Origin of the sequence: Pseudoxanthobacter soli DSM 19599 (genome assembly GCF_900148505.1) — a bacterium.
GTDB classification, from domain to species: Bacteria; Pseudomonadota; Alphaproteobacteria; order Rhizobiales; family Segnochrobactraceae; genus Pseudoxanthobacter; species Pseudoxanthobacter soli.
In genome coordinates, this window is record NZ_FRXO01000005.1 from 426,198 (window position 1) to 451,768 (window position 25,571).

Annotated in this window: 22 protein-coding genes and 1 tRNA gene; 21 read left to right on the top strand and 2 right to left on the bottom strand. The window is 68.1% G+C overall.

Features of this window, described 5'->3' with window-relative positions; genetic code table 11:
* Positions 1–51: 51 nt before the first annotated feature.
* The 6 genes from hflK to BUF17_RS14725 all read left to right on the top strand — a co-directional run bounded on the left by hflK (position 52) and on the right by BUF17_RS14725 (position 6,910).
* Entirely contained in the window at positions 52–1,284 is a 1,233-nt protein-coding gene (gene hflK, locus BUF17_RS14700) for an FtsH protease activity modulator HflK (protein WP_073629933.1), read from the top strand.
* Complete coding sequence (gene hflC, locus BUF17_RS14705; RefSeq protein ID WP_073629936.1) at positions 1,281–2,213, top strand: protease modulator HflC; 933 nt, start codon at positions 1,281–1,283, stop codon at positions 2,211–2,213. The genes hflK and hflC overlap by 4 nt, the downstream gene beginning before the upstream one ends.
* On the top strand, positions 2,210–2,395 hold the full coding sequence (locus tag BUF17_RS14710; RefSeq protein WP_073629938.1) for a DUF2065 domain-containing protein: 186 nt from the start codon (positions 2,210–2,212) through the stop codon (positions 2,393–2,395). Before hflC ends, BUF17_RS14710 begins: the two co-directional genes overlap by 4 nt.
* A gap of 410 nt (positions 2,396–2,805) precedes the next feature.
* Positions 2,806–4,323, top strand: a complete 1,518-nt coding sequence (locus BUF17_RS14715; RefSeq protein ID WP_084564693.1) for a DegQ family serine endoprotease — start codon at positions 2,806–2,808, stop codon at positions 4,321–4,323.
* Positions 4,324–4,580: 257 nt separating this feature from the next.
* Positions 4,581–4,964 (top strand): GtrA family protein, encoded by a 384-nt coding sequence (locus BUF17_RS14720; RefSeq protein WP_139282543.1) that lies wholly within the window; start codon positions 4,581–4,583, stop codon positions 4,962–4,964.
* Between the two features lie 11 nt (positions 4,965–4,975).
* Complete coding sequence (locus BUF17_RS14725) at positions 4,976–6,910, top strand: hypothetical protein (protein WP_084564695.1); 1,935 nt, start codon at positions 4,976–4,978, stop codon at positions 6,908–6,910.
* Between the two features lie 23 nt (positions 6,911–6,933).
* On the opposite strand, the gene serB is transcribed toward BUF17_RS14725, so the two are convergent.
* The gene (serB, locus tag BUF17_RS14730) at positions 6,934–7,869 is read right to left on the bottom strand and encodes a phosphoserine phosphatase SerB (protein ID WP_073629940.1); all 936 of its coding nucleotides are present in this window, start codon (positions 7,867–7,869) and stop codon (positions 6,934–6,936) included.
* A gap of 15 nt (positions 7,870–7,884) precedes the next feature.
* Here serB and miaA point away from each other — a divergent pair, with 15 nt between their 5' ends.
* From miaA to BUF17_RS14755, 5 genes are all read left to right on the top strand, one after another.
* On the top strand, positions 7,885–8,859 hold the full coding sequence (miaA, locus tag BUF17_RS14735; RefSeq protein ID WP_073629942.1) for a tRNA (adenosine(37)-N6)-dimethylallyltransferase MiaA: 975 nt from the start codon (positions 7,885–7,887) through the stop codon (positions 8,857–8,859).
* Between the two features lie 322 nt (positions 8,860–9,181).
* The gene (locus tag BUF17_RS14740; protein WP_073629944.1) at positions 9,182–10,948 is read left to right on the top strand and encodes an acetolactate synthase 3 large subunit; all 1,767 of its coding nucleotides are present in this window, start codon (positions 9,182–9,184) and stop codon (positions 10,946–10,948) included.
* Positions 10,949–11,034: 86 nt separating this feature from the next.
* Positions 11,035–11,574 carry an acetolactate synthase small subunit gene (gene ilvN / locus BUF17_RS14745; protein WP_073629946.1) on the top strand — a complete coding sequence of 180 codons (540 nt, stop codon included), beginning with the start codon at positions 11,035–11,037 and terminating at the stop codon, positions 11,572–11,574.
* Between the two features lie 222 nt (positions 11,575–11,796).
* Positions 11,797–12,816, top strand: coding sequence for a ketol-acid reductoisomerase (gene ilvC, locus BUF17_RS14750; protein ID WP_073629948.1), 1,020 nt, complete (start codon positions 11,797–11,799; stop codon positions 12,814–12,816).
* 294 nt (positions 12,817–13,110) lie between these two features.
* Entirely contained in the window at positions 13,111–13,626 is a 516-nt protein-coding gene (locus tag BUF17_RS14755) for a hypothetical protein (RefSeq protein ID WP_073629950.1), read from the top strand.
* Positions 13,627–13,637: 11 nt separating this feature from the next.
* On the opposite strand, the gene BUF17_RS14760 is transcribed toward BUF17_RS14755, so the two are convergent.
* Positions 13,638–14,321: a TetR/AcrR family transcriptional regulator gene (locus BUF17_RS14760; protein WP_084564697.1), complete on the bottom strand. Its 684-nt coding sequence runs from the start codon at positions 14,319–14,321 to the stop codon at positions 13,638–13,640.
* Positions 14,322–14,470: 149 nt separating this feature from the next.
* Here BUF17_RS14760 and BUF17_RS14765 point away from each other — a divergent pair, with 149 nt between their 5' ends.
* The 10 genes from BUF17_RS14765 to rpoB all read left to right on the top strand — a co-directional run bounded on the left by BUF17_RS14765 (position 14,471) and on the right by rpoB (position 25,518).
* The gene (locus BUF17_RS14765) at positions 14,471–15,745 is read left to right on the top strand and encodes an MFS transporter (protein WP_073629952.1); all 1,275 of its coding nucleotides are present in this window, start codon (positions 14,471–14,473) and stop codon (positions 15,743–15,745) included.
* Between the two features lie 310 nt (positions 15,746–16,055).
* The gene (locus BUF17_RS14770; protein WP_073629954.1) at positions 16,056–16,712 is read left to right on the top strand and encodes a TerC family protein; all 657 of its coding nucleotides are present in this window, start codon (positions 16,056–16,058) and stop codon (positions 16,710–16,712) included.
* A gap of 206 nt (positions 16,713–16,918) precedes the next feature.
* Positions 16,919–16,994 (top strand) — tRNA-Trp (locus tag BUF17_RS14775).
* Positions 16,995–17,493: 499 nt separating this feature from the next.
* Entirely contained in the window at positions 17,494–17,691 is a 198-nt protein-coding gene (secE, locus tag BUF17_RS14780; RefSeq protein WP_073629956.1) for a preprotein translocase subunit SecE, read from the top strand.
* 26 nt (positions 17,692–17,717) lie between these two features.
* Positions 17,718–18,248, top strand: coding sequence for a transcription termination/antitermination protein NusG (nusG, locus tag BUF17_RS14785; protein ID WP_073629957.1), 531 nt, complete (start codon positions 17,718–17,720; stop codon positions 18,246–18,248).
* A gap of 248 nt (positions 18,249–18,496) precedes the next feature.
* Positions 18,497–18,928: a 50S ribosomal protein L11 gene (gene rplK, locus BUF17_RS14790; protein ID WP_073629959.1), complete on the top strand. Its 432-nt coding sequence runs from the start codon at positions 18,497–18,499 to the stop codon at positions 18,926–18,928.
* Positions 18,929–18,934: 6 nt separating this feature from the next.
* Positions 18,935–19,633: a 50S ribosomal protein L1 gene (gene rplA, locus BUF17_RS14795; protein ID WP_073630089.1), complete on the top strand. Its 699-nt coding sequence runs from the start codon at positions 18,935–18,937 to the stop codon at positions 19,631–19,633.
* Between the two features lie 535 nt (positions 19,634–20,168).
* Positions 20,169–20,687 (top strand): 50S ribosomal protein L10, encoded by a 519-nt coding sequence (gene rplJ / locus BUF17_RS14800; protein WP_073629961.1) that lies wholly within the window; start codon positions 20,169–20,171, stop codon positions 20,685–20,687.
* A 57-nt stretch (positions 20,688–20,744) separates the two neighbouring features.
* Complete coding sequence (rplL, locus tag BUF17_RS14805; protein ID WP_073629963.1) at positions 20,745–21,125, top strand: 50S ribosomal protein L7/L12; 381 nt, start codon at positions 20,745–20,747, stop codon at positions 21,123–21,125.
* 232 nt (positions 21,126–21,357) lie between these two features.
* Positions 21,358–25,518 carry a DNA-directed RNA polymerase subunit beta gene (gene rpoB, locus BUF17_RS14810; RefSeq protein WP_073629965.1) on the top strand — a complete coding sequence of 1,387 codons (4,161 nt, stop codon included), beginning with the start codon at positions 21,358–21,360 and terminating at the stop codon, positions 25,516–25,518.
* Positions 25,519–25,571: the final 53 nt, after the last annotated feature.

The window sequence follows — 25,571 nt, forward strand, 5'->3', positions numbered from 1 at the left end:
GATGCTGACGGCTCTGCCGGTCGGCGGCGGAACCGGAACCGAGGAGCAAGGATGCCCTGGAGCAATCAGAGCGGTGGCGGCGGCGGCTGGAAGGGCGGCGGGCCATGGGGCAGCGGCGGCAATAACGGCGGCCCTTGGGGCAATGGTCCCCAGCGCGGACCGAGCGGCGGCCCCCCCGATCTCGAGGAACTCCTGCGGCGCAGCCAGGATCGCCTGAAGCAGGTTCTGCCGGGCGGCGGCGGTGGCGGCCTCGGCTGGCGCACGGTGCTGGTCGCCGGCGTGGCGGTCGCGGTGCTGTGGCTCGCGACCGGCTTCTACCGCGTCGAACAGGGCGAGGTCGGCGTCGAGATGGTGTTCGGCCGCTATATCGGCATGACCCAGCCGGGCCTCAACTATAACTGGCCCTATCCGGTCGGCTCGGTCGAGACGCCCGACGTGCTGCGCATCCGCGAGACCACCGTCGGCCTGCGCGAGATCGAGGCCGTCCGCGGCGGGCCGTCGAGCGGCGTCGACGTGCCGGAGGAAAGCCTGATGCTGACCGCCGACGAGAACATCGTCGACGTCGACTTCAAGGTGCTCTGGCGCATCAGCAACGCGCCCGACTACCTGTTCAACATCCAGAATCCCGAGGCGACCGTGAAGGCCGTTTCCGAAAGTGCGATGCGCGAGGTGGTGGGCCGCACCAACATCCAGCGCGTGCTGACCGACCAGCGCGAGCAGGTGCAGGTTCAGGTCCAGTCGCTGATGCAGCACATTCTCGACAGCTACAAGTCGGGCATCGAGATCAATCAGGTGCAGATGCTGAAGGTCGACCCGCCGCAGCAGGTCATCGACGCCTTCCGCGACGTGCAGGCCGCCCGCGCCGACCAGGAGCGCGTCCAGAACGAAGCCCAGGCCTACGCCAACCGGGTTATCCCCGAGGCGCGCGGCGAGGCCTCCCAGATCGTCGAAAGCGCCAACGGCTACCGCGACCGCTCCGTGGCGGAAGCCCAGGGCCAGACCTCGCGCTTCCTCTCGATCCTGGCCGAATATTCGAAGGCGCCGGACATCACCCGCGAACGCCTCTACCTGGAGACGATGCAGAAGGTGCTTGGCTCGAGCGACAAGATCATCATCGACGACAAGGCCGGCGGACCCGGCGTCGTTCCCTACCTGCCTCTCGACCGTCTGCAGAGCCGCCCGGCGGCGCAGCCGCGCGCGGCCACCTCCGGCCAGTCTTCGAGCCAGTCGCCGCTGTCCGGTCAGACTTTCTCGGGCCAGGACCTGTCGGGAGCGGTGAAATGAGGGGCGGCATCATCGGTCTCGTCGTCGCCGCCGTTCTCGCGGTGCTCGGCTACTCGTCGGCCTACGTGGTCTATCCCACCGATCAGGCGATCGTCCTCCAGTTCGGTGAAGTGCGCCGCGCGGTCACCCAGCCGGGGCTCTACTTCAAGATCCCGTTCATCCAGAACGTCGTGTTCCTCGACAAGCGCGTGCTCGACCTGGAACTGCCGGAACTCGAAGCCATCGCCTCGGACCAGAAGCGCCTCGTCGTCGATGCGTTCGCGCGCTATCGCATTGAAAATCCGGTTCTTTTCTACCAGACGGTGAACAGCATCCCGGAGGGCAACCGTCGGCTCTCGACCTTCGTGCAGTCGTCGATCCGCTCGGTGCTCGCCGATGCGACCTTCCAGGCCGTGGTGCGCGACAGCCGTCCCGAGCTGATGGAGCGCATCCGCCAGGAAGTCGAGCGCCGCGCCCAGGGGCTTGGCGTCTCGGTGGTCGACGTCCGCATCCGCCGCGCCGACCTGCCGGAGGCGAACTCCCAGGCGATCTTCCGCCGGATGCAGACCGAGCGCGAGCGCGAGGCGACGGAAATCCGCGCCCAGGGCGAGGAAGCGGCCCGCCGCATCCGTGCCCAGGCCGACCGCCAGGCGACCGTCATCATCGCCGACGCCAACCGGACGGGCGAGGAAACCCGCGGTCAGGGCGACGCCCAGCGCAGCGCCATCTTCGCCGAGGCGTTCAGCAAGGACCCGTCGTTCTTCGCGTTCTTCCGCTCGATGCAGGCCTACGAGGACTCGCTGAAGTCCGGCGAGACCCGGCTGGTGCTGTCGCCGTCGTCGGAGTTCTTCCGCTTCTTCGACAATCCAGCGGGTAACGGGGTCCGCCCGGCCACACCGGGCCTTGCGCCTGCACCCGCCTCCGGCCCGGCGCCGGCGGCGCAGGAATGAACGACCTCGTCGTCGCGCTCGGACTTGTCCTCGCCATCGAGGGCACGCTCTACGCAGCGGCACCCGGGGTGCTCAAGCGCATGATGCAGCACGCCGTCGGAACACCCGACGGCGTCTTGCGCATCGGCGGGCTGGTGGCGCTGGCCATCGGTGTGGCGCTGGTCTGGCTCATCCGCCACTGAGGCGGTTGCCCAAAAGCGCGATCGATGCGCGGTTGATGCACCATCGACGCACCGTCCGTGCGCGGCGGTGCCCGCTTCGCGCGCGGTGAAGTTCGAGCGCCGCGACGGCCTCTCCGCATCGTGAGGGATTTCGTCGCGACCGTCGGCCGGACCGCCCCGCAATCGCCGCGTTCTTGCCCTGTAGGTCGTTCTTGCCTTGCGGGTCCTGCCGTGCAGGACTTGCCGTGCAGGTCTTGCCGTGCAGGTCTTGCCCTCGGGCAGGCCTTGCCCTGCAGGTTTCGAATCCGTGCGTCTCGGAGCGGGATCCGCTCCGGCTCAATTCTCTCGAGCGGCTCATGTCCGGTCCGGGTCAGTCCACCGGAGGGGGCGCTCCAGAACCAATCGGCTGCGCCCGAACGGGAGACCCCAGCATGCTATTCAGGACATCCCCTTCCGTCACCGGCGTCCGGCCGGGCCGTCGTCCGGCGGGCCGGCGTCTCGCCGCGGCCGGTGCCGCCTGCGGGCTCGCCGCCGCGCTCGCGTTCGGCGCGGTCGGGCTGCCCGGTCCGGCGGTCGCGGCCGGCCCGGCATCGGTCGCCGACCTCGCGGAGGGACTGCTCGACGCGGTGGTCAACGTCTCCACCTCGCAGAAGGTGGAAGCGCCGAGCCAGGTGCCGATCCCGAAGCTCCCCGAGGGCTCGCCGTTCCAGGACTTCTTCGACCAGTTCATGGACCGCCAGGGCAAGGGCTCCGACCGCCCGCAGCGCGTCCAGTCGCTCGGTTCCGGCTTCGTGATCGATCCGTCCGGTATCATCGTGACCAACAACCACGTCATCGATGGCGCCGACGAGATCACGGTCAACTTCTCGGACGGCTCCAAGCTCAAGGCCGAGGTGCTCGGCCGTGACAAGAAGACCGACCTTGCGGTGCTGAAGGTGAAGCCGACCAAGCCGCTCAAGGCGGTCGAGCTTGGCGATTCCAACAAGATCCGCGTCGGCGACTGGGTGATGGCCATCGGCAACCCGTTCGGCCTCGGCGGCACCGTCACGCTCGGCATCGTCTCGGCCCGCAACCGCAACATCAACGCGGGTCCCTACGACGACTTCATCCAGACCGACGCCGCCATCAACCGCGGCAACTCGGGCGGACCGCTGTTCGACATGGACGGCAAGGTGATCGGCATCAACACCGCCATCATCTCGCCCTCCGGCGGCTCCATCGGCATCGGCTTCGCCATCCCGTCCTCGACGGCGAGCCACGTCATCAACCAGCTGCGGCAGTTCGGTGAGACCCGGCGCGGCTGGATCGGCGTGCGCATCCAGGAGGTGACGGACGACATCGCCGAGGGTCTCGGCCTGCCGTCGGCCAAGGGCGCGCTCGTCGCGGGCGTCACCGACAACGGCCCCGCCGCGAAGGGCGGCATCGAGCCGGGCGACGTCATCATCACCTTCGACGGCCGGCCGGTGCCGAAGATGAGCGACCTGCCGCGCATGGTCGCCGACACCGAGGTCGGCAAGGCCGTCGACGTGGTCGTGATCCGAAAGGGCAAGGAAGAGACCCTGAAGATCACGCTGGAACGCCTCGACGAGAAGGCCGAGGCCGCCGCGGACCAGGAAGACGGCGGTGCCGACACGGTGAAGCCCGTCACCGACCAGGTCGCCGGCCTGACGCTGTCGGCGATCACGCCGGAGCTGAAGGACAAGTTCAAGCTGGGCGATTCGGTGAAGGGCGTGCTCGTCACCGAAGTCGATCCGGCGAGCAACGCCGCCGAGAAGCGCATCCAGCCCGGCGACGTGATCGTCGAGGTGGCGCAGGAGCAGGTGACGAGCCCGGCCGACGTCGTCACCAAGTACGACAAGGCCAAGAAGGACGGCCGCAAGACCGTGCTTTTGCTGCTGTCGAACGCCTCGGGCGACCTGCGCTTCACCGCGATCCGCACCGACGACTGATCGGGCGAGCGGTGCTCCGGCGGTGCTGACCGCCGGACGGACTTTCTCACGGCCGGGTCTCCAGCCCGGCCGTTGCCGTTTTCGGCCCGACACGGCTTCCGGGCCCCGCGCGGCGCGGTTCGCCGGGTGTCCGAACACCGGCCGAGCGGTTCCATGGCGCATGGCCCGTGTTTTCGGCCTTGCTCTCGCCGGCCTCCCCGTCGCAAATGCAGCCATCCCGAAGCCGCCGACCGAGGCGGCGGAACCGGACGGCAACGGTGAACACCCAATTCCTTCGTTTCGCGGTGGGCGGCGCGATCGGCTTCGTGGCCGATGCCGGCATGCTCTACCTGATGATCGCCCTCGGGCTCGGCTATTTCGGCGGGCGGGCGGTGTCGTTCGTGTTCGCGGTCTGGGTGACCTGGCAGTTCAACCGCCGCTTCACCTTCCAGGCCCGCACCGACATTCCGGTCTGGCGCGAGTTCCTGCACTATTTCGTGGCGATGATCGGCGGCGGCGCCGTCAACTATGCGGCCTATAGCGCGACCGTCGTGCTGCTGCCGCCGTCCAACCTGCTGCCGCTGATCGGCGTCGCGGTCGGCGCGGTCGCCGGCATGGCCGTGAACTTCGCCACCGCCAAGTGGCTGGTCTTCAAGAGCTGACAGACGCGGCGATGGGACAGGCGGTCAAGCACGGACGGCAGGCGGGCACGGCGGGCGGCCGCGCGGCGGCCACGTCGCGCCTCGGCCGTCTCGCCGCCCTGCTCGAACATCCCCGTGCGACGCTGTGGGCGTACCTCATGGTGCCGCTCGCCGCCGGGCTCGTCGCGCTCGCCCTCGGGCAGGACGCGAACTGGGACCTGCGCAATTATCACTGGTACAACGCCTTCGCGTTCTTCGAGGGCAAGCTCGCCACCGATCTCGCGCCGGCGGGGTTGCAGACCTATTTCAACCCGCTGATCGACCTGCCGTATTATTGGGCGAACCGGCAGTTCCCCGCGCCGGTCGCCGGGTTCGCGTTCGGCGTTCTGAACGGCCTCGATTTCGTGGTGCTGCTCGCCGTCGCGCGGGCGGTGCTGACCGGCCTGCCCGCACCGCGCCGCAACCGGGTGGCGCTTCTCCTCGCCCTGGCGGGCGTGCTGACGCCACAGTTCCTGTCGGAACTCGGCACCACCATGGGCGACGACACCACGGCGCTCGCCGTGCTCGGCGCGCTCGCCCTGGTCGCCACCCGGTGGCCGCGGCTGAAGGCCGATGCGGAGCGCGGCTCGCTCGCGGGCTCGCCCGCCGCCGCGGCGATCCTCCTCGCGGCCGGCGTGCTCTCGGGGGCGGCCACGGGCCTCAAGCTTACCAATGCCGTCTATTCGGTCGCGCTCTGCGCGACGTTCCTGATCGTGCCGGTCCACCCGGTCGCGCGACTGAGATTCGCGTTCCTGTTCGGGCTCGGGGTGCTCGCCGGCATCGCGCTGACCTCGGGCTGGTGGTTCCTGACGCTGTGGCGCCAGTTCGGCAATCCGCTCTATCCGCAGTTCAGCAGCCTGTTTCCGAGCCCGCTCACGGCCGATGTCGGTGTCGTCGACAATCTCTGGCGCCCCAACGGCACGGTGGAGCGGCTCATGTGGCCGTTCATCACCACGCTCGACCCGCGGCGCATCGGCCAGATCACCGTGCATCAGATCGTCTGGGCGGTGCTCTATGTGCTGTTCGTGTGGTGGGCGGCGTCATCCGTGTTCCGCCGGCTCAAGCCCGCGCCCGGCGCCTCCGCCGCGCCGGTTCGCGTCGAACACGCCCGGCCCGCGATCGGGCTCGACGGGCGCGAGGCGCTGGTGCTCGGCTTCGTCGGCATCGGCTACGTGGTCTGGATGCTGATGTTCAGTATCGGACGCTATCTGGTGCCGATCGAACTGCTGGCCCCGCTCGCCGTGTTCCTGCTGCTGCGGCGCGTGCTGCCGCCGGCGCGCGCCGACCGGGTGGCCGCGTGGGTGCTGGCGTTCAACGCGCTCGTGGTGCTCGGCGGCGGTGTCACCGGATGGGGCCATGCCGGCTGGGCGCGCGAGGCGATCCGGGCCGACCTGCCGGCGCTCGCCGAGCCGGAACGCACCACGGTGCTGATCGCCGGCCGGGAGGAGCCTTACGGCTTCCTCGCGGCGGAACTGCCCCGGCAGGTCGCCGCCATCGGCCTTGCGACGGCGTTTCCGGCGTCGACGGCCTATTTCGAGCGGGCGCGCGCCATCGCGGATGAACGGGGCGGCCCGGTGTTCGCGGTGGTCGCGGCGAGCCGCGACGGCCGAGCCGAGGACATGGCGCGCTACCAGAGCCTGTTCGCGGCGAGCGGCCTCGCCGAAAGCGCCGCGGCGTGCGGCCTCGTCGAAAAGCTCAAGGGGTTCGGCGTGCGGGTCGATGTCGTGAGCCGGCCCGGCGGCGGCTGCGCGCTCGCGCTGCCGGCGGCGCTCGCGCGCGATCCGGCGACGGAAGACCGGGCGCTCGCCGCCCTCGGCGCAAGCTTCACGGCCGCGGCGGGCTTCCCGTTCGATCCCGCCGCCTGCACCCGGCGCGTCGCCCATGTCGGCACGCGCGCGGTTCCATTCCAGTGGTGCCGGGTGCGGTGAGGCCCGGACCGGCGGGCGCCCGATCAGCCGCCGACGAATTCGTCCTGACGGTAGCCCTGGAAATAGAGCAGGGCGGTGAGGTCGCCGTGATCGATGCGCGCGTCCGCCTCGGCCGCCACCGCCGGCTTGGCATGGAAGGCGACGCCGAGCCCGGCGGCCCGGATCATGGCGAGGTCGTTGGCGCCATCGCCGACCGCGATGGCATCGGCGGCGGTCAGGCCCTTCTCCGCGATCAGCGCCTCGAGCCGGGCGAGTTTGGCGTCGCGGCCGAGGATGGGCTCGCCGACCGTGCCGGTCAGCCGGCCGCCCTCGACGAGGAGGAGGTTGGCGTTGTGCTCGTCGAAGCCGAGCACGGCCGCGACCTTTTCCGTGAACACGGTGAAGCCGCCGGAGACGAGCGCGGCATAGGCACCGTTGGCGCGCATGGTGGCGATAAGCGCCTTCGCGCCGGGGGTGAGCGTGATGCGCTCGCGCCAGACCTTTTCGGTGACGCCGGCATCGAGCCCGGCGAGCAGGCCGACGCGCTCGCGCAGCGCCGGCTCGAACGCGAGTTCGCCGCGCATCGCCCGTTCGGTGATCGCGGCGACGTGGTCCTTGAGCCCGAGTTCGGCGGCGAGCTCGTCGATGCACTCCTGACCGATCAGGGTGGAATCCATGTCCGCCACCACAAGGCGCTTGCGCCGGCCCGCCCGGGGCTGCACGAAGACGTCGATCGGCTCGCCCGCGAGCGCCTCGCGGATCGCATCCTCGAACCCCTTCGCCTCGGCGGCCGGGGCCGGGAACGCGAGGTCGGCGGCGATGCCGGGGGCGAGCACGGCCGTCTCAAAAGACGGCAGCACGCTCGCCGCGCGCGCGATGGCGCCGCCGTCGACGGCCTGCCGCTCGGGCGAGGCGACCAGCGTCGCGACGAGATCGGCGGTCGCGGACGCAGCGCCGGACACGGGAGAGAGGGACGTCATGAGGGAACTCCGGTGATGGCGGCCGGACCGGACGGCGCCGTCGGACGCGGCGGGGACCGCGCGGGCCGCTCGGCGATCCTGATAGCCGGGCCGACCGCGAGCGGCAAGTCGGCGTTCGCCCTGGCGCTGGCGCGCGCGACCGGCGGCCTCGTCGTCAATGCCGACGCCATGCAGGTCTATCGCGAGCTTCGCATCCTGACCGCGCGCCCATCCGAGGCGGACGAAGCGGCCGCGCCGCATCGCCTCTACGGCCATGTCGGCGCGGCCGAGCCCTATTCGGCGGCGCGGTGGGTGGAGGACTGCCTCGCCGTTATCGACGAGGCGGCGGCGGCCGGCGTTCCGGCCATCGTCGTCGGCGGCACGGGGCTCTATTTCGAGGCGCTGACCCGCGGGCTCTCGCCGGTTCCGGCGATCCCGGAGGACGTGCGCGAGCACTGGCGGCGCCAATCGGCGGTGCTCGATGCCGCCGCGCTGCACGGCGAACTGGCGCGGCGAGACCCGGAGATGGCCGGCCGGCTGGCGCCGAGCGACACACAACGCCTCGTGCGCGCGCTGGAGGTGATCGAGGGCACCGGCCGCTCGCTGGCGGACTGGCAGGCGATCGCGCCGGTTGCCCCGCTCGCGTCCGGGGCGACGCGCAGAATCGTGATCGCGCCCGAGCGCGCGTGGCTGCACCGGCGCATCGCTGAGCGTTTCGCGGCGATGGTGGACGCCGGCGCGGTGGCGGAGGCGGCGGCGTTCGACGCGCTGGCACTCGATCCCGCCATGCCGGCGGCACGCGCCATCGGCGTCGCCCCGCTCGTCGCCCACATTCGCGGCGACCTCTCGCTGGAGGAGGCCGAGAGCCGTTCGGTGATCGACAGCCGCCGCTATGCCAAACGGCAGGAAACCTGGTTCCGCAACCGGATGGCGGACTGGGAAAGGGTCGATCCGCGCAACATAAGTGAAGCTGCGGAGCAAATTGCGAAAGAATGCCATCGAAGGCCTTGACCCGATCCGGCCGCCCGCCTATGGTCCGGCCCGAAACGAAGGAGTTGCGGCCGATGGTCGGTCTGGGCCTTATCGTACTTTGGGAGCGCGCTGCCGGGATGGCCTGATGGTCATCCGGATCGGTCGGCGCGCGCGAGGGGCTCTTGAGAGCCCCTTTTTTGTTGCCCGGCCTTCGGAACATCCCGGCCGGGCAGGGCGCGCAGACCGCTTCAAGGCAACAACTTCGAAAACGATCGGGTTCGGATCGCACCACTCGACAGCGAGTGATCGAAACCGACAGGACGCCCGCGCAAGCGAGGCGCGGGAAGCCGGAGGCGAGACGATGAAGCGCGAGATGACGGGCGCCGAGATGGTTATCCAGGCGATGGTCGACCATGGCGTCGACACCATCTTCGGATATCCGGGCGGCGCGGTGCTGCCGATCTACGACGAGATCTTCCAGCAGGACAAGGTTCGCCACGTTCTCGTGCGCCACGAGCAGGGCGCGGGCCATGCCGCCGAAGGCTATGCCCGCTCCACCGGCAAGGTCGGCGTCATGCTCGTCACCTCCGGCCCCGGCGCGACCAACGCGGTCACGCCGCTCGCCGACGCGCTGCTCGATTCCATCCCGATCGTCTGCATCAGCGGGCAGGTCGCGACGCACCTGATCGGCAACGACGCCTTCCAGGAATGCGACACCGTCGGCATCACCCGGCCGTGCACCAAGCACAACTGGCTGGTGAAGCGCATCGAGGACCTGCCGCGCATCCTGCACGAGGCGTTCTATGTCGCCACGACGGGCCGGCCGGGCCCGGTCGTCGTCGACATTCCGAAGGACATCCAGTTCACCCGCGGCGTCTATACCGGCCCGCAGAACGTCGTCCACAAGACCTACCGGCCGCGCCTGAAGGGCGACATCGACGCGATCCGCCAGGCGGTCGAGCTGATGGCGAAGGCCGAGCGCCCGGTGTTCTATACCGGCGGCGGCGTCATCAATTCCGGCAAGGCGGCGAGCCAGCTCCTGCGCGAGCTGGTCGAGCTGACCGGCTTCCCGATCACCTCGACGCTGATGGGGCTCGGCGCGTTCCCGGCCTCCGATCCGAAGTGGCTCGGCATGCTCGGGATGCACGGCACCTACGAGGCCAACCTCGCGATGCACGACTGCGACCTGATGATCAATATCGGGGCGCGGTTCGACGACCGCATCACCGGGCGCCTCGATGCGTTCTCGCCGGGGTCCACCAAGATCCACGTCGACATCGATCCGTCGTCCATCAACAAGACGGTCAAGATCGACCTGCCGATCATCGGCGACGTCGCCCACGTTCTGGAGGACATGGTGCGGCTGTGGCGCGCCTCGGGCGAGCGCAACGATCCGGCCAAGCTCGCGGCGTGGTGGAAGCAGATCGAGGGCTGGCGGGCGAAGAAGTCGCTCGCCTACAAGCGCCGTCGCGACGTCATCATGCCGCAATACGCCATCGAGCGGCTCTATGAGCTGACGAAGGACAAGGACGTCTACATCACGACGGAAGTCGGCCAGCACCAGATGTGGGCGGCGCAGTTCTTCAAGTTCGAGGAGCCGAACCGCTGGATGACCTCCGGCGGCCTCGGCACCATGGGCTACGGCCTGCCGGCGGCGCTCGGCGCGCAGATGGCCCACCCCGACAGCCTCGTCATCGACATCGCCGGCGACGCCTCGGTGCAGATGACGATGCAGGAGATGTCGTCGGCCATCCAGTACGGGTTGCCGATCAAGATCTTCATCCTCAACAACCAGTACATGGGCATGGTGCGCCAGTGGCAGCAGCTGCTGCACGGCAACCGCCTGTCGCACTCCTACACCGAGGCGATGCCCGACTTCGTCAAGATGGCGGAGGCGTTCGGCGGCGTGGGGATGCGGGTCGAGAAGCCCGACGAGCTCGACGATGCCATCCGCGAGATGATCTCGGTGAAGGCGCCGGTGCTGTTCGACTGCCGCGTGGCCAACCTCGCCAACTGCTTCCCGATGATCCCGTCGGGCAAGGCGCACAACGAAATCCTGCTCGGCGACGACTTCACCGACGACGAGCTGGAGGACGTGATCGACGAAGAAGGCAAGATGCTGGTCTGAGGATCGGCGGAACGCCCGGTCGGAGCGCCTGTCAGCCGGAGGACATCCTCCGGCCAGCGGGCAAATGCCAGAGGCGGGAAACTCCCATGTTCATGAAGATCGATCCCAACACCATGCGCGCACCCGAGATTTCAGAGAAGCACACCCTTTCGATCCTGGTCGACAACGAGCCGGGCGTGCTTGCCCGGGTCATCGGCCTGTTCTCGGGCCGCGGCTACAACATCGATTCGCTCACGGTGTCGGAGACCCAGCACGACAAGCAGGTCTCCCGCATCACCATCGTCACCACCGGATCGCCGATGGTGATCGAGCAGATCAAGAGCCAGCTCGACCGCCTGGTGCCGGTGCACCGCGTCGCCGACCTCACCGTCTCCGGCTCGCCGATCGAGCGCGAGCTGGCGCTGATCAAGGTGCGCGGCCGCGGCGAGGATCGCCGCGAGGCGCTTCTGGTCGCGGAGGCCTTCCGCGCCCGCGTGGTCGACACCACGCTGGAGAGCTTCGTGTTCGAGCTGACCGGCAAGCCGGAGAAGATCGAGCAGTTCATCGAGCTGCTGCAGCCGCTCGGCATCGTCGAGGTGGCGCGCACCGGCGTCGCCGCCATCAGCCGCGGTTCCGAGGGTCTCTGATCCCGCCGCTTCGGGCGTCCCGGCCGGGGCGCCCGCATTTCTCCCCGGCTTCGGTCTTGTTCGGCGCGGCGCCGGTGTTTATGGAGCTTGCGTCAGCGGCTCCGCCCCTTCTGCCGAACCTGCGTGATCCCGACCCGGCCGCCGGCCTCGGGACGGTCATGCGCAAGACGACAGCCGACACAACAGCCGACCACCGGAACGCTTGAAAAGGAAGAACACGAGATGCGCGTTTATTACGACCGGGATGCCGACCTCAATCTGATCAAGGGCAAGAAGGTTGCCATCGTCGGCTACGGCAGCCAGGGCCATGCCCATGCGCTGAACCTGAAGGATTCCGGCGTCAAGGAAGTCGCGGTCGCGCTGCGTCCGGGTTCCCCCACCGCCAAGAAGGCCGAGGCCGCCGGCCTGCCGGTGATGTCTCCCGCCGAGGCCGCCAAGTGGGCCGACGTGGTGATGATGCTCACCCCCGACGAGCTCCAGGCCGACATCTACCGCGAGAGCCTGCACGACAACCTCAAGGAAGGCGCCGCCCTCCTGTTCGCGCACGGCCTCAACGTCCACTTCAACCTGATCGAGCCCCGCAAGGACATCGACGTGCTGATGGTGGCGCCGAAGGGCCCCGGCCACACGGTGCGCGGCGAATACCAGCGCGGCGGCGGCGTGCCCTGCCTGATCGCGATCGCCCAGGACTATACCGGCAACGCCCACGATATCGGCCTGTCCTATGCGTCGGCCATCGGCGGCGGCCGCGCCGGCATCATCGAGACCACCTTCAAGGAAGAGTGCGAGACCGACCTGTTCGGCGAGCAGGTGGTGCTGTGCGGCGGCCTCGTGGAGCTGATCCGCGCCGGCTTCGAGACCCTGGTCGAGGCGGGCTACGCCCCCGAGATGGCCTATTTCGAGTGCCTGCACGAAGTGAAGCTGATCGTCGACCTCATCTATGAGGGCGGCATCGCCAACATGAACTACTCGATCTCCAACACCGCCGAGTACGGCGAGTACGTCACCGGTCCGCGCATCATCACGGCCGAGACCAAGGCGGAGATGAAGCGGGTGCTGAACGACATCCAGTCCGGCAAGTTCACCCGCGACTGGATGCTGGAGAACAAGGTTCACCAGACCTCGTTCAAGGCCACCCGCGCGAAGGCCAACGCCCACCCGATCGAGGAAGTCGGCGCCCGCCTGCGCGACATGATGCCGTGGATCAAGGCGAAGGCCCTGGTCGACAAGTCCCGGAACTGATCGGGGACGGCACGCGCCGTCTTCCCGCGCGAGCGAACGAAGGGCGGTCCCTCTGGGGCCGCCCTTTTTCGTGACCGGCCGATACCGGCAGAAATTTGCATGGCGCGCTGCCGGAAAGCGCTCTAGAGCATATCCCGTTCAGATCGAACCGATCTGAACGACAAGGATATGCTCAAGCTTTTGAATCTGGAGCGATTTCTTATCGATCTGATGATTCCATCAGATCGGAAAGCGCTCTAGCCGGTCAATATGGACGCGGCGGGCCGCGATTCGGATCTTGGGGGAGGGGACGCAATGAACATCGCACAGGGGTGGACCGCACCGACGCGGCGCGGCGTGCTCGCCGCCGCCACCATCGCCTTCCTCGCGGGCGCCGCCGTTTCCGGTGCTGCCGCCGCGGCCGAGAACAACACCCTCGACGGCAAGCCGCCCGTCGGCACCATCTCGCTCGAACAGTTCCAGGCGGGGTACATCGCCAGCGCCGGCGGCGGCCAGGGCGTGCTGAATTTCCAGGGTCAGGCGGTGCCGTTCTCGATCGGCGGCGTCGGGGTCGGCGGTCTCGGCGCGGCGGAAACCAACGCGAAGGGCTATGTCTACGGCCTCAAGAGCCTGGCGGATTTCCCGGGCAACTACGTCCAGGTGCGCACCGGATTCGCGTTCGGCGTGTTCGGCGGCGGCGACCTCACCCTGAAGAACGACAAGGGCGTGACGCTGAAGCTGAAGGCGAAGCGCAAGGGCCTGATGCTCGGCTTCGGCGGCGACGTGATCTCGATCACCCTGGACGAGCTGAAGCCGGCCAATTCGCGATAGTCCGGTCGGCCTCAGTCCGATCCGTCCACCGGATTCCGGTCGGCCGTCCCGCTCCGGTCCGTCGCCTTCGGCGCCTTGAGGCTCGCCTCGATCAGCCGGTCGGCGACCGCGGCGAGCGAGCCGCCCGGCCCGCCCACGCCGAACAACTGGCCGGAGGTGTAGGTCCCTTCCAGCAGCAGCAGCAGGCCGTCGCCGAGCAGAGCCGGATCGTCGGCCCCCATGGCGGCCGCCATTTCGGTCAGCCGCCGGCGCAGTTCCCGCTTGTTCTCCTGGGAGACCAGCCGGGCCGGATGGTCCGGATCGGGATATTCGACCGCGGCATTGGTCAGCCCGCAGCCGCGGTAGCCGTCGACGCAGGCGCGTGTGCCGGTCCCGGAGAAGAACGCCCGTATCTGGGCGCGCGGATCGCCGGGATGGGCGGCGACCGCGGCGTCGAACCGCCCCCAATATTCGGCGTCGTAATCCGTCAGATAGGCCGCCGCGAGCGCGTCCTTGGAGGCGAAGCTGCGATAGAGGCTCGGCTTCGTCACACCGGCGCGCGTCACGATCTCTTCAACGCCCACCGCGCGGATGCCCTCGCGATAGAACAGATCGCGCGCCGTCGCGCGGATGCGGTCGCTCGCCCGGCGCGGCTCGCCGCCTGTCGCCGGCTGCCCCACATCGCCCGGTCGGCCGCTGGGTGAGTCCGTCGCCATGTCCGTCGTCCTGTCCGTCGTCCCGTCGGGTTCGATGCCGGGCGGCACGAAGCCGTGCCGGTCCCCGTCGTCCGCTTGCGGTGTTATTCCGCTTGCAATGTTACCGATCGGTACGTATAGGGGAACAAAGCAACGTACCGGTCAGTCACATGCATATAGCGCGCAAAAGGCCGTTCGGCCAGAACTATGCCTTCGTCGTCGCGGGTGTGGTGTTCCTCTGCCTGCTGGCGTCGGCGGGCCTGCGCTCGGCGCCGAGCGTGATGCTGATCCCGCTGGAACAGGCCTTCGGCTGGAGCCGCGATCTCGTCTCGCTGTCGGCTGCCATCGGCATCTTCCTCTACGGGCTCGTCGGGCCGTTCGCGGCGGCGCTGATGCAGCGCTTCGGCATCAAGCGGGTGCTGGTGCTCGCACTCGTGCTGATGTCGGCCTCGACATATGCCTCGACCTACATGAGCGAGCCCTGGCACCTCGTCGCCACCTGGGGGGTGCTCTCCGGGCTCGGCTCGGGCTGCGTCGCGGTGGTGCTTGGCGCCACGGTGGTCAATCGGTGGTTCTCCACCAACCGCGGCCTGATGATGGGCATCCTCACCGCGTCGACGGCGACCGGCACGCTTCTGTTCCTGCCGGTGCTGGCCTGGCTCGCCCAGACCGGCGGCTGGCAGCCGGTCGCGCTCGCGGTCGCCGCCGGTGCCGCGCTGCTGGTGCCGCTGGTGCTCCTGCTCGTGCCCGAGCGGCCGTCCGATATCGGCCTGCGGCCCTACGGCATGGCCCCGGACGCGGCGCCCGCCGCGACCGCGCCGGCGGTCAACCTGTTCGCGGCCACGTTCGGCGTGCTCGGCCGCGCCGTCCAGCGGCGGACGTTCTGGTACCTGTTCGCAACCTTCTTCATCTGCGGATTCACCACCAACGGGCTCGTCGGCACCCACCTCATCGCGATGTGCGCCGACCGCGGCATCGTCGAGGTGCAGGCGGCCGGGCTGCTGGCGCTGATGGGCGTGTTCGATCTCGCCGGCACCACGCTGTCCGGCTGGCTGACAGACCGCTTCGACGCGCGCAAGCTCTTGTTCCTCTATTACGGCCTGCGTGGCATTTCGCTGATCTATCTGCCGTTCACCGACTTCTCGTTCGTCAGCCTGTCGGTGTTCGCGGTTTTCTACGGTCTCGACTGGATCGCGACCGTGCCGCCGACGCTCAGGCTCACCACAGCCGCGTTCGGCGAGCGCGATGCGCCGGTGGTGTTCGGCTGGGTCGTCGCCGGCCATCAGGTCGGCGCGGCGAGCGCGGCGTTCTTCGGCGGCTACATGCGGACCCTGACCGGCGACTATCTGGAGGCGTTCGTCATCGCCGGCATGACCGGCATCCTCGCCGCCATCCTGGCGCTGATGATCCGCGGCGAACCGCGGCGGGAGCCCGTTCCCGCGTGATGCCGCGCCGGCGCGGCCCGCCGGGGCCGCGCCGCTTCACGGGTTGAATGCCGGCGGACTGCGCCGAAAAACGTGTTTCCCCGAAGCGCGAACTTGACTAAGAAGTGACCGACCAGGCCGGGCCCCTCTGGCAGTTCACCCGAACTGTGATGTCGGACTGGGAGACATCGGAGCGGCCCCGCCTTCGTCTTCCCGTTCGACGATTCTCTGCCTGTTGCTTTCGCGGTTGCCCGTCGTTCCGCCGGAACCGCGCGTCACGTCCGGGAAGGTGCGTGGCTGCTCTTTCAGCGTTCGCGATGAAAGGGTTCCCATGACCGAAATCTTCAGCGTCGAAGCCATGACCGCCTTCTTCCAGGTGGTGCTGATCGACCTCGTGCTTGCCGGCGACAACGCCATCGTCATCGGGCTTGCCGCGGCGGGCCTTCCCAAGGAACAGCGCAACAAGGTCATCTTCGTCGGCGTCATCGCCGCGACGGTGCTGCGCATCGCCTTCGCCAGCGTCACCACCTATCTGCTCGGCATCGTCGGCCTGCTGCTCGCCGGCGGCATCCTGCTGCTCTGGGTGTGCTGGAAGATGTGGCGCGAGCTGCGCGTCAGCCACCGGGAGGAGGAGGGGGCGGTCGAGGCGCTGGCCGATGCCGACCTCAATGCCGACGGCACCATCGCGGGCGGCGCGCCGCGCAAGACCTTCGCCCAGGCGGCCTGGCAGATCGTGATCGCCGACGTCTCGATGTCGCTCGACAACGTGCTCGCGGTCGCCGGCGCGGCGCGCGAGCATCCCTGGGTGCTGGTGAGCGGTCTCGTGCTGTCGATCGCGCTCATGGGCCTCGCCGCGAGCTTCATTGCCCGCCTGCTCCAGCGCTTCCACTGGATCGCCTATATCGGCCTCGCCGTGATTCTCTACGTCGCCATCGAGATGATCTATCGCGGCACGCTCGAGGTCTGGCCGGTCATCGCCGCGCTTTAAGCGGCTTCGGCGGACGGGACCTTTCCGTCTGGCGCGACCGGGGGCGACGCCCCGGTCGCGCCGGGCGGGGAACCGCGACGGCCCGCGCGGCCGGACTTTTCCCCGGATCGCCATGCCGTGCGCCGGACAAGGCTCTAGTGCGCGCCGGAATCATGGTGTAAGAAGCGGCCGTTCCGCACCGCGAGCGCTGCTTCGGGGTGGAGCCTAGGGGTGTAGCTCAGTTGGTAGAGCAGCGGTCTCCAAAACCGCAGGTCGTGGGTTCGAGTCCCTCCGCCCCTGCCATTCCGCCGGACCGGCCAAGCCGCATCCGGCCGGAAAGCCCAGGCCAGCCGAAGGCGCCGGGCCTCGCGCGCAGCTTCCCCTTTGACATCGCGGCCTTGCCTCCCCATATCAGCGTCGTTCCGTCCGCGCGCCGCATGTCGCGCGGTTGTCAGGCGGATGCACGGGACGGGGTTTGCAAGGGATTGTCTTCAGAAGGGGCTTTCTTGGACCGGGCTTCGACATCGACACGGACGGAAGGCCTGCCGGACTTGCGGTTGGCGGCAACCTCCGTTATTAACGCACGACTCGCGAAGGCCCTTGCGGATTGCGTGAGAGAAGATTAATGAGGTCGCTCCATTGGGGCGAGCGGTTCATTCCGCTCGCCTCTCTGTCGTGTTCGGAATTTGGCGTGTGATTCGATTCGCGCGCCGTGACGGGCAGGACAGGCTTGGGGGCGACCCGGCGGCGTCATTATCGAGGCCGGGCTGTTAAGGCCGGGTAAGTCAGGCAGACCGAATTTATGGCGAAATCCAATCCGTTGGTGTTCCTCCAGCAGGTTCGTGCGGAGGCGGCGAAAGTCACGTGGCCGACCAGGCGCGAGACGCTGATCACCACCGTCATGGTGTTCATCATGGTGGCGGCCGCCGCTGTCTTCTTTCTGGCCGCCGATCAGGCGATGAGCTGGGGCGTGAGCTATCTGCTCAGCCTGGTGCGCTGACGCCGCTGCGAACGGAGGGATACGCAATGGCCAAGCGCTGGTACATCGTCCACGCCTATTCGAATTTCGAGAAGAAGGTCGCCGAGTCGATCCGCGAAAAGGCGGCCCAGAACGGGCTCGAAGAGCTTTTCGACGAGATCCTCGTCCCGACCGAGAAGGTCGTGGAGGTGCGCCGCGGTCGCAAGGTCGACACCGAGCGCAAGTTCTTCCCCGGCTACGTGCTGGTGAAGATGGACATGACCGATCAGGCCTATCACCTGATCAAGAACACGCCGAAGGTCACCGGGTTCCTCGGTACGGACAACCGTCCGATGCCGATCCCGGACGCGGAGGCGATGCGCATCCTGCAGCAGGTGCAGGAGGGCGTGGAGCGTCCGAAGCCGACCGTGTCGTTCGAGGTCGGCGAGCAGGTGCGGGTCTCCGACGGGCCGTTCGCTTCCTTCAGCGGCCACGTGGAAGAGGTCGACGAGGAGCGCGCCCGTCTCAAGGTCGCGGTGTCGATCTTCGGCCGGCCGACGCCGGTCGAGCTGGAATACGGCCAGGTCGAGAAGGTCTGACGATCGGTCTAGCCCGGTGGCGGCGTTCGCCGGGCGACGCAGGTTTCCGTGCGGGTGGTTCGGCCCGTGCGGCGAGAGCTTCCAGTCCCGCGATGCGGATGCCCGATCGGGCGGCGCGCGGCGGGGCGGATGAGCGAGGGGCGGGAGGAAATGGATGCTGACGCCGGCATCCCCGGTCCGAACCGCCCCGATCCCGCCGGACGGTGTCCGGCGCAACGGTCGGGAAGGGGTCCCGACGGGAGAGAGCAATGGCGAAGAAAATCGACGGCTATATCAAGCTGCAGGTGAAGGCGGGCTCCGCTGCCCCGTCTCCGCCGATCGGCCCCGCGCTTGGCCAGCGCGGCCTGAACATCATGATGTTCTGTAAGGAGTTCAACGCCCGCACGCAGGACCTCGAGAAGGGTCAGCCGTGCCCGGTCGTGATCACCTATTTCTCGGACAAGTCGTTCACGTTCGAGATCAAGACCGCGCCCGTCAGCCACTTCCTGAAGCAGGCTGCCGGCATCTCGTCCGGGTCCAAGACTCCGGGCAAGGGCGCCATGGCCGGCAAGGTCACGGCCGCCCAGTGCCGTGAGATCGCGGAGAAGAAGCTGAAGGATCTGAACGCCACGGATCTCGATGCCGCTCAGCGCATGATCGAAGGTTCCGCCCGTTCGATGGGCCTCGAGGTGGTGGGGTAATTGACGATGGCAAAGCTCGCCAAGCGCATCAGCGCCACTCGCCAGGGCATCGACCGCGAGAAGCTCTATGGCCTCGACGAGGCTCTGAAGCTCGTGAAGGACCGGGCGACCGCGAAGTTCGACGAGACCGTCGAAGTCGCGATCAATCTCGGCGTCGACCCGCGTCACGCCGACCAGATGGTCCGCGGCGTTTGCGTGCTGCCGAACGGCACGGGCCGCACGGTCCGCGTCGCGGTGTTCGCCCGCGGCGACAAGGCTGACGAAGCCCGCGCCGCCGGTGCCGACATCGTCGGCGCCGAGGACCTGCTGGAGACCATCCAGGGCGGCGCGATCGATTTCGATCGCTGCATCGCGACCCCGGACATGATGCCGCTCGTCGGCCGCCTCGGTAAGGTGCTCGGCCCGCGCGGCCTGATGCCGAACCCGAAGGTCGGCACCGTGACGAACGACCTCAAGACCGCCGTGCGCGACGCCAAGGGCGGCGCCGTGGAGTTCCGCGTCGAGAAGGCCGGCATCATCCACGCCGGTATCGGCAAGGCCTCGTTCGAGGTCGACGCGCTCGCCCAGAACATCCGCGCGCTCGCGGATGCGGTGGTGCGTGCCAAGCCGGCCGGCGCCAAGGGCACCTACGTGCAGCGCGTCGCGCTGTCCTCGACCATGGGTCCCGGCGTGAAGGTCGACCCGGCGACGCTCGCCAGCGCCTGAGGGCGCGGCGTCCGACGCAAGCCCGTCCGGCTTCCGCCGGGCGGCGCGGACGCATCCCCGGCGGATGGAAACATTCGGGGCGGGGAGACGTTCCGCAGACATGAATTGGATCCCCGCCGCACCGCTCGCGGCGCGGGGGCGATCCCAAGGCCCGTCGGCGCTCGTTCGCCGATGGGGAGACCGGGCCGGAAACGGCGGGGCAACCCGGCGTCGACGGCCTGGACCTGTCCGAGACTGCAGGTGCGTCCGTCCGCTTCCTTCTTCCGAAGGCGCGGGCATCGCTTAAGCCCCGCGGGGGCCTGCATAGGCGGGATGGGACCGGATTCACGACCACGCGGCACGCGGGGTTGAACGCCCGCGCCGTCCGCGCGGCTTTTCCGGTTCGCACCGTTAGCCTTGCGGCACGCCATTGGCGCGTTCGCGGGCGGGCAGGCATCGAGAGCGCCGACCCGAGTTCCGCGAATGCGTTCGAAGGATGAAGGCGGCAATGGCAACCGGCGCATGGATTTTCCGTGCGCCATTTGGAGTGAGGCAAGTGGATAGAGCGGAAAAGCGAGAGCTTGTCACGTCGCTCCACGGGGTGTTCGAGAACACCGGCGTGGTCGTCGTGGCCCACTATCAGGGTCTCACCGTCGCCCAGATGTCGGCCCTGCGCGGGCGCATGAAGGCTGCGGGAGCATCCCTGAAGGTCGCGAAGAACCGCCTCGTCAAGCTTGCCCTTCAAGGCACCGAAGCTGAGGGCATCTCCGGCTTGTTCACCGGTCCGACGGTCATCGCCTATTCGGCGGACCCGGTGGCCGCGCCGAAGATCGCGGTCGAGTTCGCCAAGGGGAACGACAAGTTCGTCGTCCTCGGCGGCGCGCTCGGACGTCAGACCCTCAATGCGGAAGGCGTCAAGGCGCTTGCGACCATGCCGTCGCTGGACGAGCTCCGCGCTCGCCTGGTCGGCATGATCAACACGCCCGCCACCCGCATCGCCGGGGTTCTGCAGGCCCCGGCCGGCCAGCTCGCGCGTGTTTTCAACGCGTATGCCACGAAGGACGAAGCGGCCTGAGGCCGTTCACGCGTCACCCCATCAATCTAACGGTACGAACCGACTGGAGTTAATGAAATGGCTGATCTCGCGAAGCTCGTCGAAGAGCTGTCGACCCTGACCGTGCTGGAAGCCGCCGAGCTCTCCAAGCTGCTCGAAGAGAAGTGGGGCGTCTCCGCGGCTGCCCCGGTCGCCGTTGCGGCGATCCCGGGCGGCGGCGGCGATGCCGCCCCGGTCGTCGAGGAGAAGACCGAGTTCGACGTGATCCTCGTCGACGCCGGCGACAAGAAGATCAACGTGATCAAGGAAGTCCGCGCCATCACCAACCTCGGCCTGAAGGAAGCCAAGGACCTGGTCGAAGGCGCCCCGAAGGCGGTGAAGGAAGCCGTCTCCAAGGCCGAGGCCGACGAGCTGAAGAAGAAGCTCGAAGACGCCGGCGCCAAGGTCGAAGTGAAGTAATCTTCCTCGACTTCAGGAAGATCGGTCCGGGGCGCTCGTTGCGGGCGTCCCGGATCGGCATTTGACGGGAAGGTCCCTCGCGGGACCCGACCGCAGCAGACCGCGGCGGAGCGTTTCGGCTCCGGGGCGGCAGGTTCAGACGGGACGACTCTCCGAAGCGTCGGCGGTCCAAAGCGACCCTCCTGCCGACGGTTCCGATGGTCGTCCACCGACGCGAGACGAGGAGCGACTTATGGCGCAGGCTCTTAACGCACAGGCTCTTCAGGCCCATTCGTTCACCGGTCGCAAGCGGATCCGCAAGTTCTTCGGAAAAATCCGCGAAGTCGCCGAGATGCCGAACCTGATCGAGGTTCAGAAGGCGTCTTACGACCAGTTCCTGCTGGTCGACGAACCCACGGGCGGCCGCCCGGACGAAGGCCTCCAGTCGGTCTTCAAGTCGGTGTTCCCGATTTCCGATTTCGCCGGCACCTCGCTGCTCGAGTTCGTACGCTACGAGTTCGAGCCGCCGAAATACGACGTCGACGAGTGCCGGCAGCGTGGCATGACCTTTGCCGCGCCGCTGAAGGTGACGCTGCGCCTGATCGTGTTCGACGTGGACGAGGATACCGGCGCCAAGTCCGTCAAGGACATCAAGGAGCAGGACGTCTACATGGGCGACATGCCGCTCATGACGGACAACGGCACCTTCATCGTCAACGGCACCGAGCGCGTCATCGTCTCGCAGATGCACCGTTCGCCGGGCGTGTTCTTCGATCACGACCGCGGCAAGACCCATTCCTCGGGCAAGCTGCTGTTCGCCGGCCGCATCATTCCCTATCGCGGCTCCTGGCTCGACATCGAGTTCGACGCCAAGGACATCGTGCACGCCCGCATCGACCGCCGCCGCAAGATCCCGGTGTCGTCGCTGCTGATGGCGCTCGGCCTCGACGCCGAGGAGATCCTCAACACGTTCTACAAGCGCGTCGTCTACACCCGTGACGGCGACGGCTGGCGCATGCCTTACGATGCCCAGCGCATGCGCGGCATGAAGGCGCCGATCGATCTCGTCGACGCCGACACCGGCGAACTCGTGATCGAGATGGGCCGCAAGCTCACCGCGCGCGCCGCCCGCCAGCTCGCCGAGAAGGGCCTGAAGGCCCTGAAGATCACCGACGAGCAGCTCTACGGGCAGTATCTCGCCGAGGACCTGGTCAACCCGTCCACGGGCGAGATCTATGCCGAGGCCGGCGACGAAATTTCCGAGAAGATGCTGGCCGGTCTGATCGGCGAGGGCTTCGACGAGATCCCGGTGCTCGACATCGACCACATCAATGTCGGCGCCTACATCCGCAACACGCTGGCCGTCGACAAGAACGAGAGCCGCGAGGAAGCGCTGTTCGACATCTACCGGGTGATGCGCCCGGGCGAGCCGCCGACCCTCGACACCGCCGAGGCGATGTTCCACTCGCTGTTCTTCGATTCCGAGCGCTACGACCTCTCCGCGGTCGGCCGCGTGAAGATGAACATGCGCCTCGATCTGGACTGCCCGGACAACATCCGCGTGCTGCGCCGCGAGGACGTGATCGCCGTCATCCGCACGCTCGTCGACCTGCGCGACGGTCGTGGCGAGATCGACGACATCGACAATCTCGGCAACCGCCGTGTGCGTTCGGTCGGCGAGCTGATGGAGAATCAGTATCGCGTCGGCCTCCTGCGCATGGAGCGCGCGATCAAGGAGCGCATGTCGTCGGTCGAGATCGACACGGTGATGCCGCAGGACCTGATCAACGCCAAGCCGGCGGCTGCCGCCGTGCGCGAGTTCTTCGGGTCCTCGCAGCTGTCGCAGTTCATGGACCAGAACAACCCGCTGTCGGAAGTCACCCACAAGCGCCGCCTCTCGGCGCTTGGCCCGGGCGGCTTGACGCGCGAGCGCGCCGGCTTCGAGGTGCGCGACGTGCATCCGACGCACTATGGCCGCATCTGCCCGATCGAGACGCCGGAAGGCCCGAACATCGGCCTGATCAATTCGCTCGCCACCTTCGCGCGGGTGAACAAGTACGGCTTCATCGAGGCGCCCTATCGCAAGGTGATCGACGGCGCGGTGACGAGCGAGGTCATCTATCTGTCGGCCATGGAGGAATCGAAGTACTACGTCGCCCAGGCGAACGTGGAACTCGACGCCGCCGGCCGCCTGACGGAAGACCTGGTGATCTGCCGCCATGCCGGCGACGTCATGATGGTGTCGCCCGATCGCGTCGACTACATGGACGTGTCGCCGAAGCAGCTCGTGTCGGTCGCCGCGGCGCTGATCCCGTTCCTTGAGAACGACGACGCCAACCGCGCGCTGATGGGCTCGAACATGCAGCGTCAGGCCGTGCCGCTGGTGCGCGCCGAGGCGCCGTTCGTCGGCACCGGCATGGAAGCGGTCGTGGCGCGGGATTCCGGCGCGGCCATCGCGGCCCGCCGCGGCGGCGTGATCGATCAGGTGGACGCCACCCGTATCGTTATCCGCGCGACCGAGGATCTGGAGACGGCCCGTTCGGGCGTCGACATCTACCGGCTGCAGAAGTTCCAGCGCTCGAACCAGAACACCTGCATCAACCAGCGTCCGCTGGTGCGGGTGGGCGACGTCGTGCGCAAGGGCGACATCATCGCCGACGGTCCGTCCACCGATCTCGGCGATCTGGCGCTCGGCCGCAACGTGCTCGTCGCGTTCATGCCGTGGAACGGCTACAACTTCGAGGACTCGATCCTTCTCTCCGAGCGGATCGTGTCGGACGACGTGTTCACGTCGATCCACATCGAAGAATTCGAGGTGATGGCCCGCGACACCAAGCTCGGGCCTGAGGAAATCACGCGCGACATTCCGAACGTGTCGGAAGAGGCGCTGAAGAACCTCGACGAAGCCGGCATCACCTATATCGGCGCCGAAGTGCAGGCGGGCGACATCCTCGTCGGCAAGATCACGCCGAAGGGCGAGAGCCCGATGACGCCGGAAGAGAAGCTTCTGCGCGCCATCTTCGGCGAGAAGGCCTCCGACGTCCGCGACACCTCGCTGCGCGTGCCCCCGGGCGTGCAGGGCACGGTCGTCGAGGTGCGCGTGTTCAACCGCCACGGCGTCGAGAAGGACGAGCGCGCCATGGCGATCGAGCGCGAGGAGATCGAACGCCTCGCCAAGGACCGCGACGACGAGCAGGCGATCCTGGACCGCAACGTCTATGGCCGTCTGGCCGAGATGCTGGACGGCAAGGTCGCGGTGGCCGGCCCGAAGGGCTTCAAGAAGGACACCGAGATCAACCGCGGTGCGCTGATCGAGGTCTCCCGGTCGCAGTGGTGGCAGTTCGCCGTCGCCGACGACCAGCTGATGACCCAGATCGAGGGCCTGCGCGCGTCCTACGACGAGAGCCGCAAGCGCCTTGAGCAGCGCTTCATCGACAAGGTGGAGAAGCTGCAGCGCGGCGACGAGCTGCCTCCCGGCGTGATGAAGATGGTCAAGGTCTTCATCGCCGTGAAGCGCAAGATCCAGCCGGGCGACAAGATGGCCGGCCGTCACGGCAACAAGGGCGTCGTGTCGAAGATCGTGCCGTGCGAGGACATGCCGTTCCTCGAGGACGGCACCCACGTCGACATCGTGCTGAACCCGCTCGGCGTGCCGAGCCGCATGAATGTCGGCCAGATCCTCGAGACGCATCTGGGCTGGGCCTGCGCCGGCATGGGCAGGCAGATCGGCGAACTCGTCGACGCCTACCGCAAGTCGGGCGACGTGGCGCCGCTGAAGACGACGCTGGTCGAGGTGTTCGACGACGGCCGCGAGCCGATCGCCGAGTACGACACCGACTCGCTGGTCTCGCTCGGCGAGCACCTGCGCAAGGGCGTGCCGATCGCGACGCCGGTGTTCGACGGCGCCCACGAGCCGGACATCGTCGAGATGCTGGAGCGTGCGGGCCTGCACCGCTCCGGTCAGTCGCGGCTGTTCGACGGACGCACCGGCGAGCAGTTCGACCGCCCGGTGACGGTTGGCTACATCTACATGCTGAAGCTGCACCACCTGGTCGACGAGAAGATCCACGCTCGTTCGATCGGCCCGTACTCGCTCGTGACCCAGCAGCCGCTGGGCGGCAAGGCGCAGTTCGGCGGCCAGCGCTTCGGCGAAATGGAGGTGTGGGCGCTCGAGGCGTATGGCGCGGCCTATACGCTGCAGGAGATGCTGACGGTGAAGTCGGACGACGTCGCCGGCCGCACCAAGGTCTACGAGGCGATCGTCCGCGGCGACGACACCTTCGAGGCCGGCATCCCCGAGTCGTTCAACGTGCTCGTCAAGGAAATGCGTTCGCTCGGCCTCAATGTCGAGCTGGTCGACGGCAAGCGTCAGGCCGGCAATTCCGAGGAAGATCAGGCCGACGCCGCGGAGTGATCCGCGGCTTCGCCGACCCGGTCGCGGCCTGAACCGGCTGCGACCGGCCGACC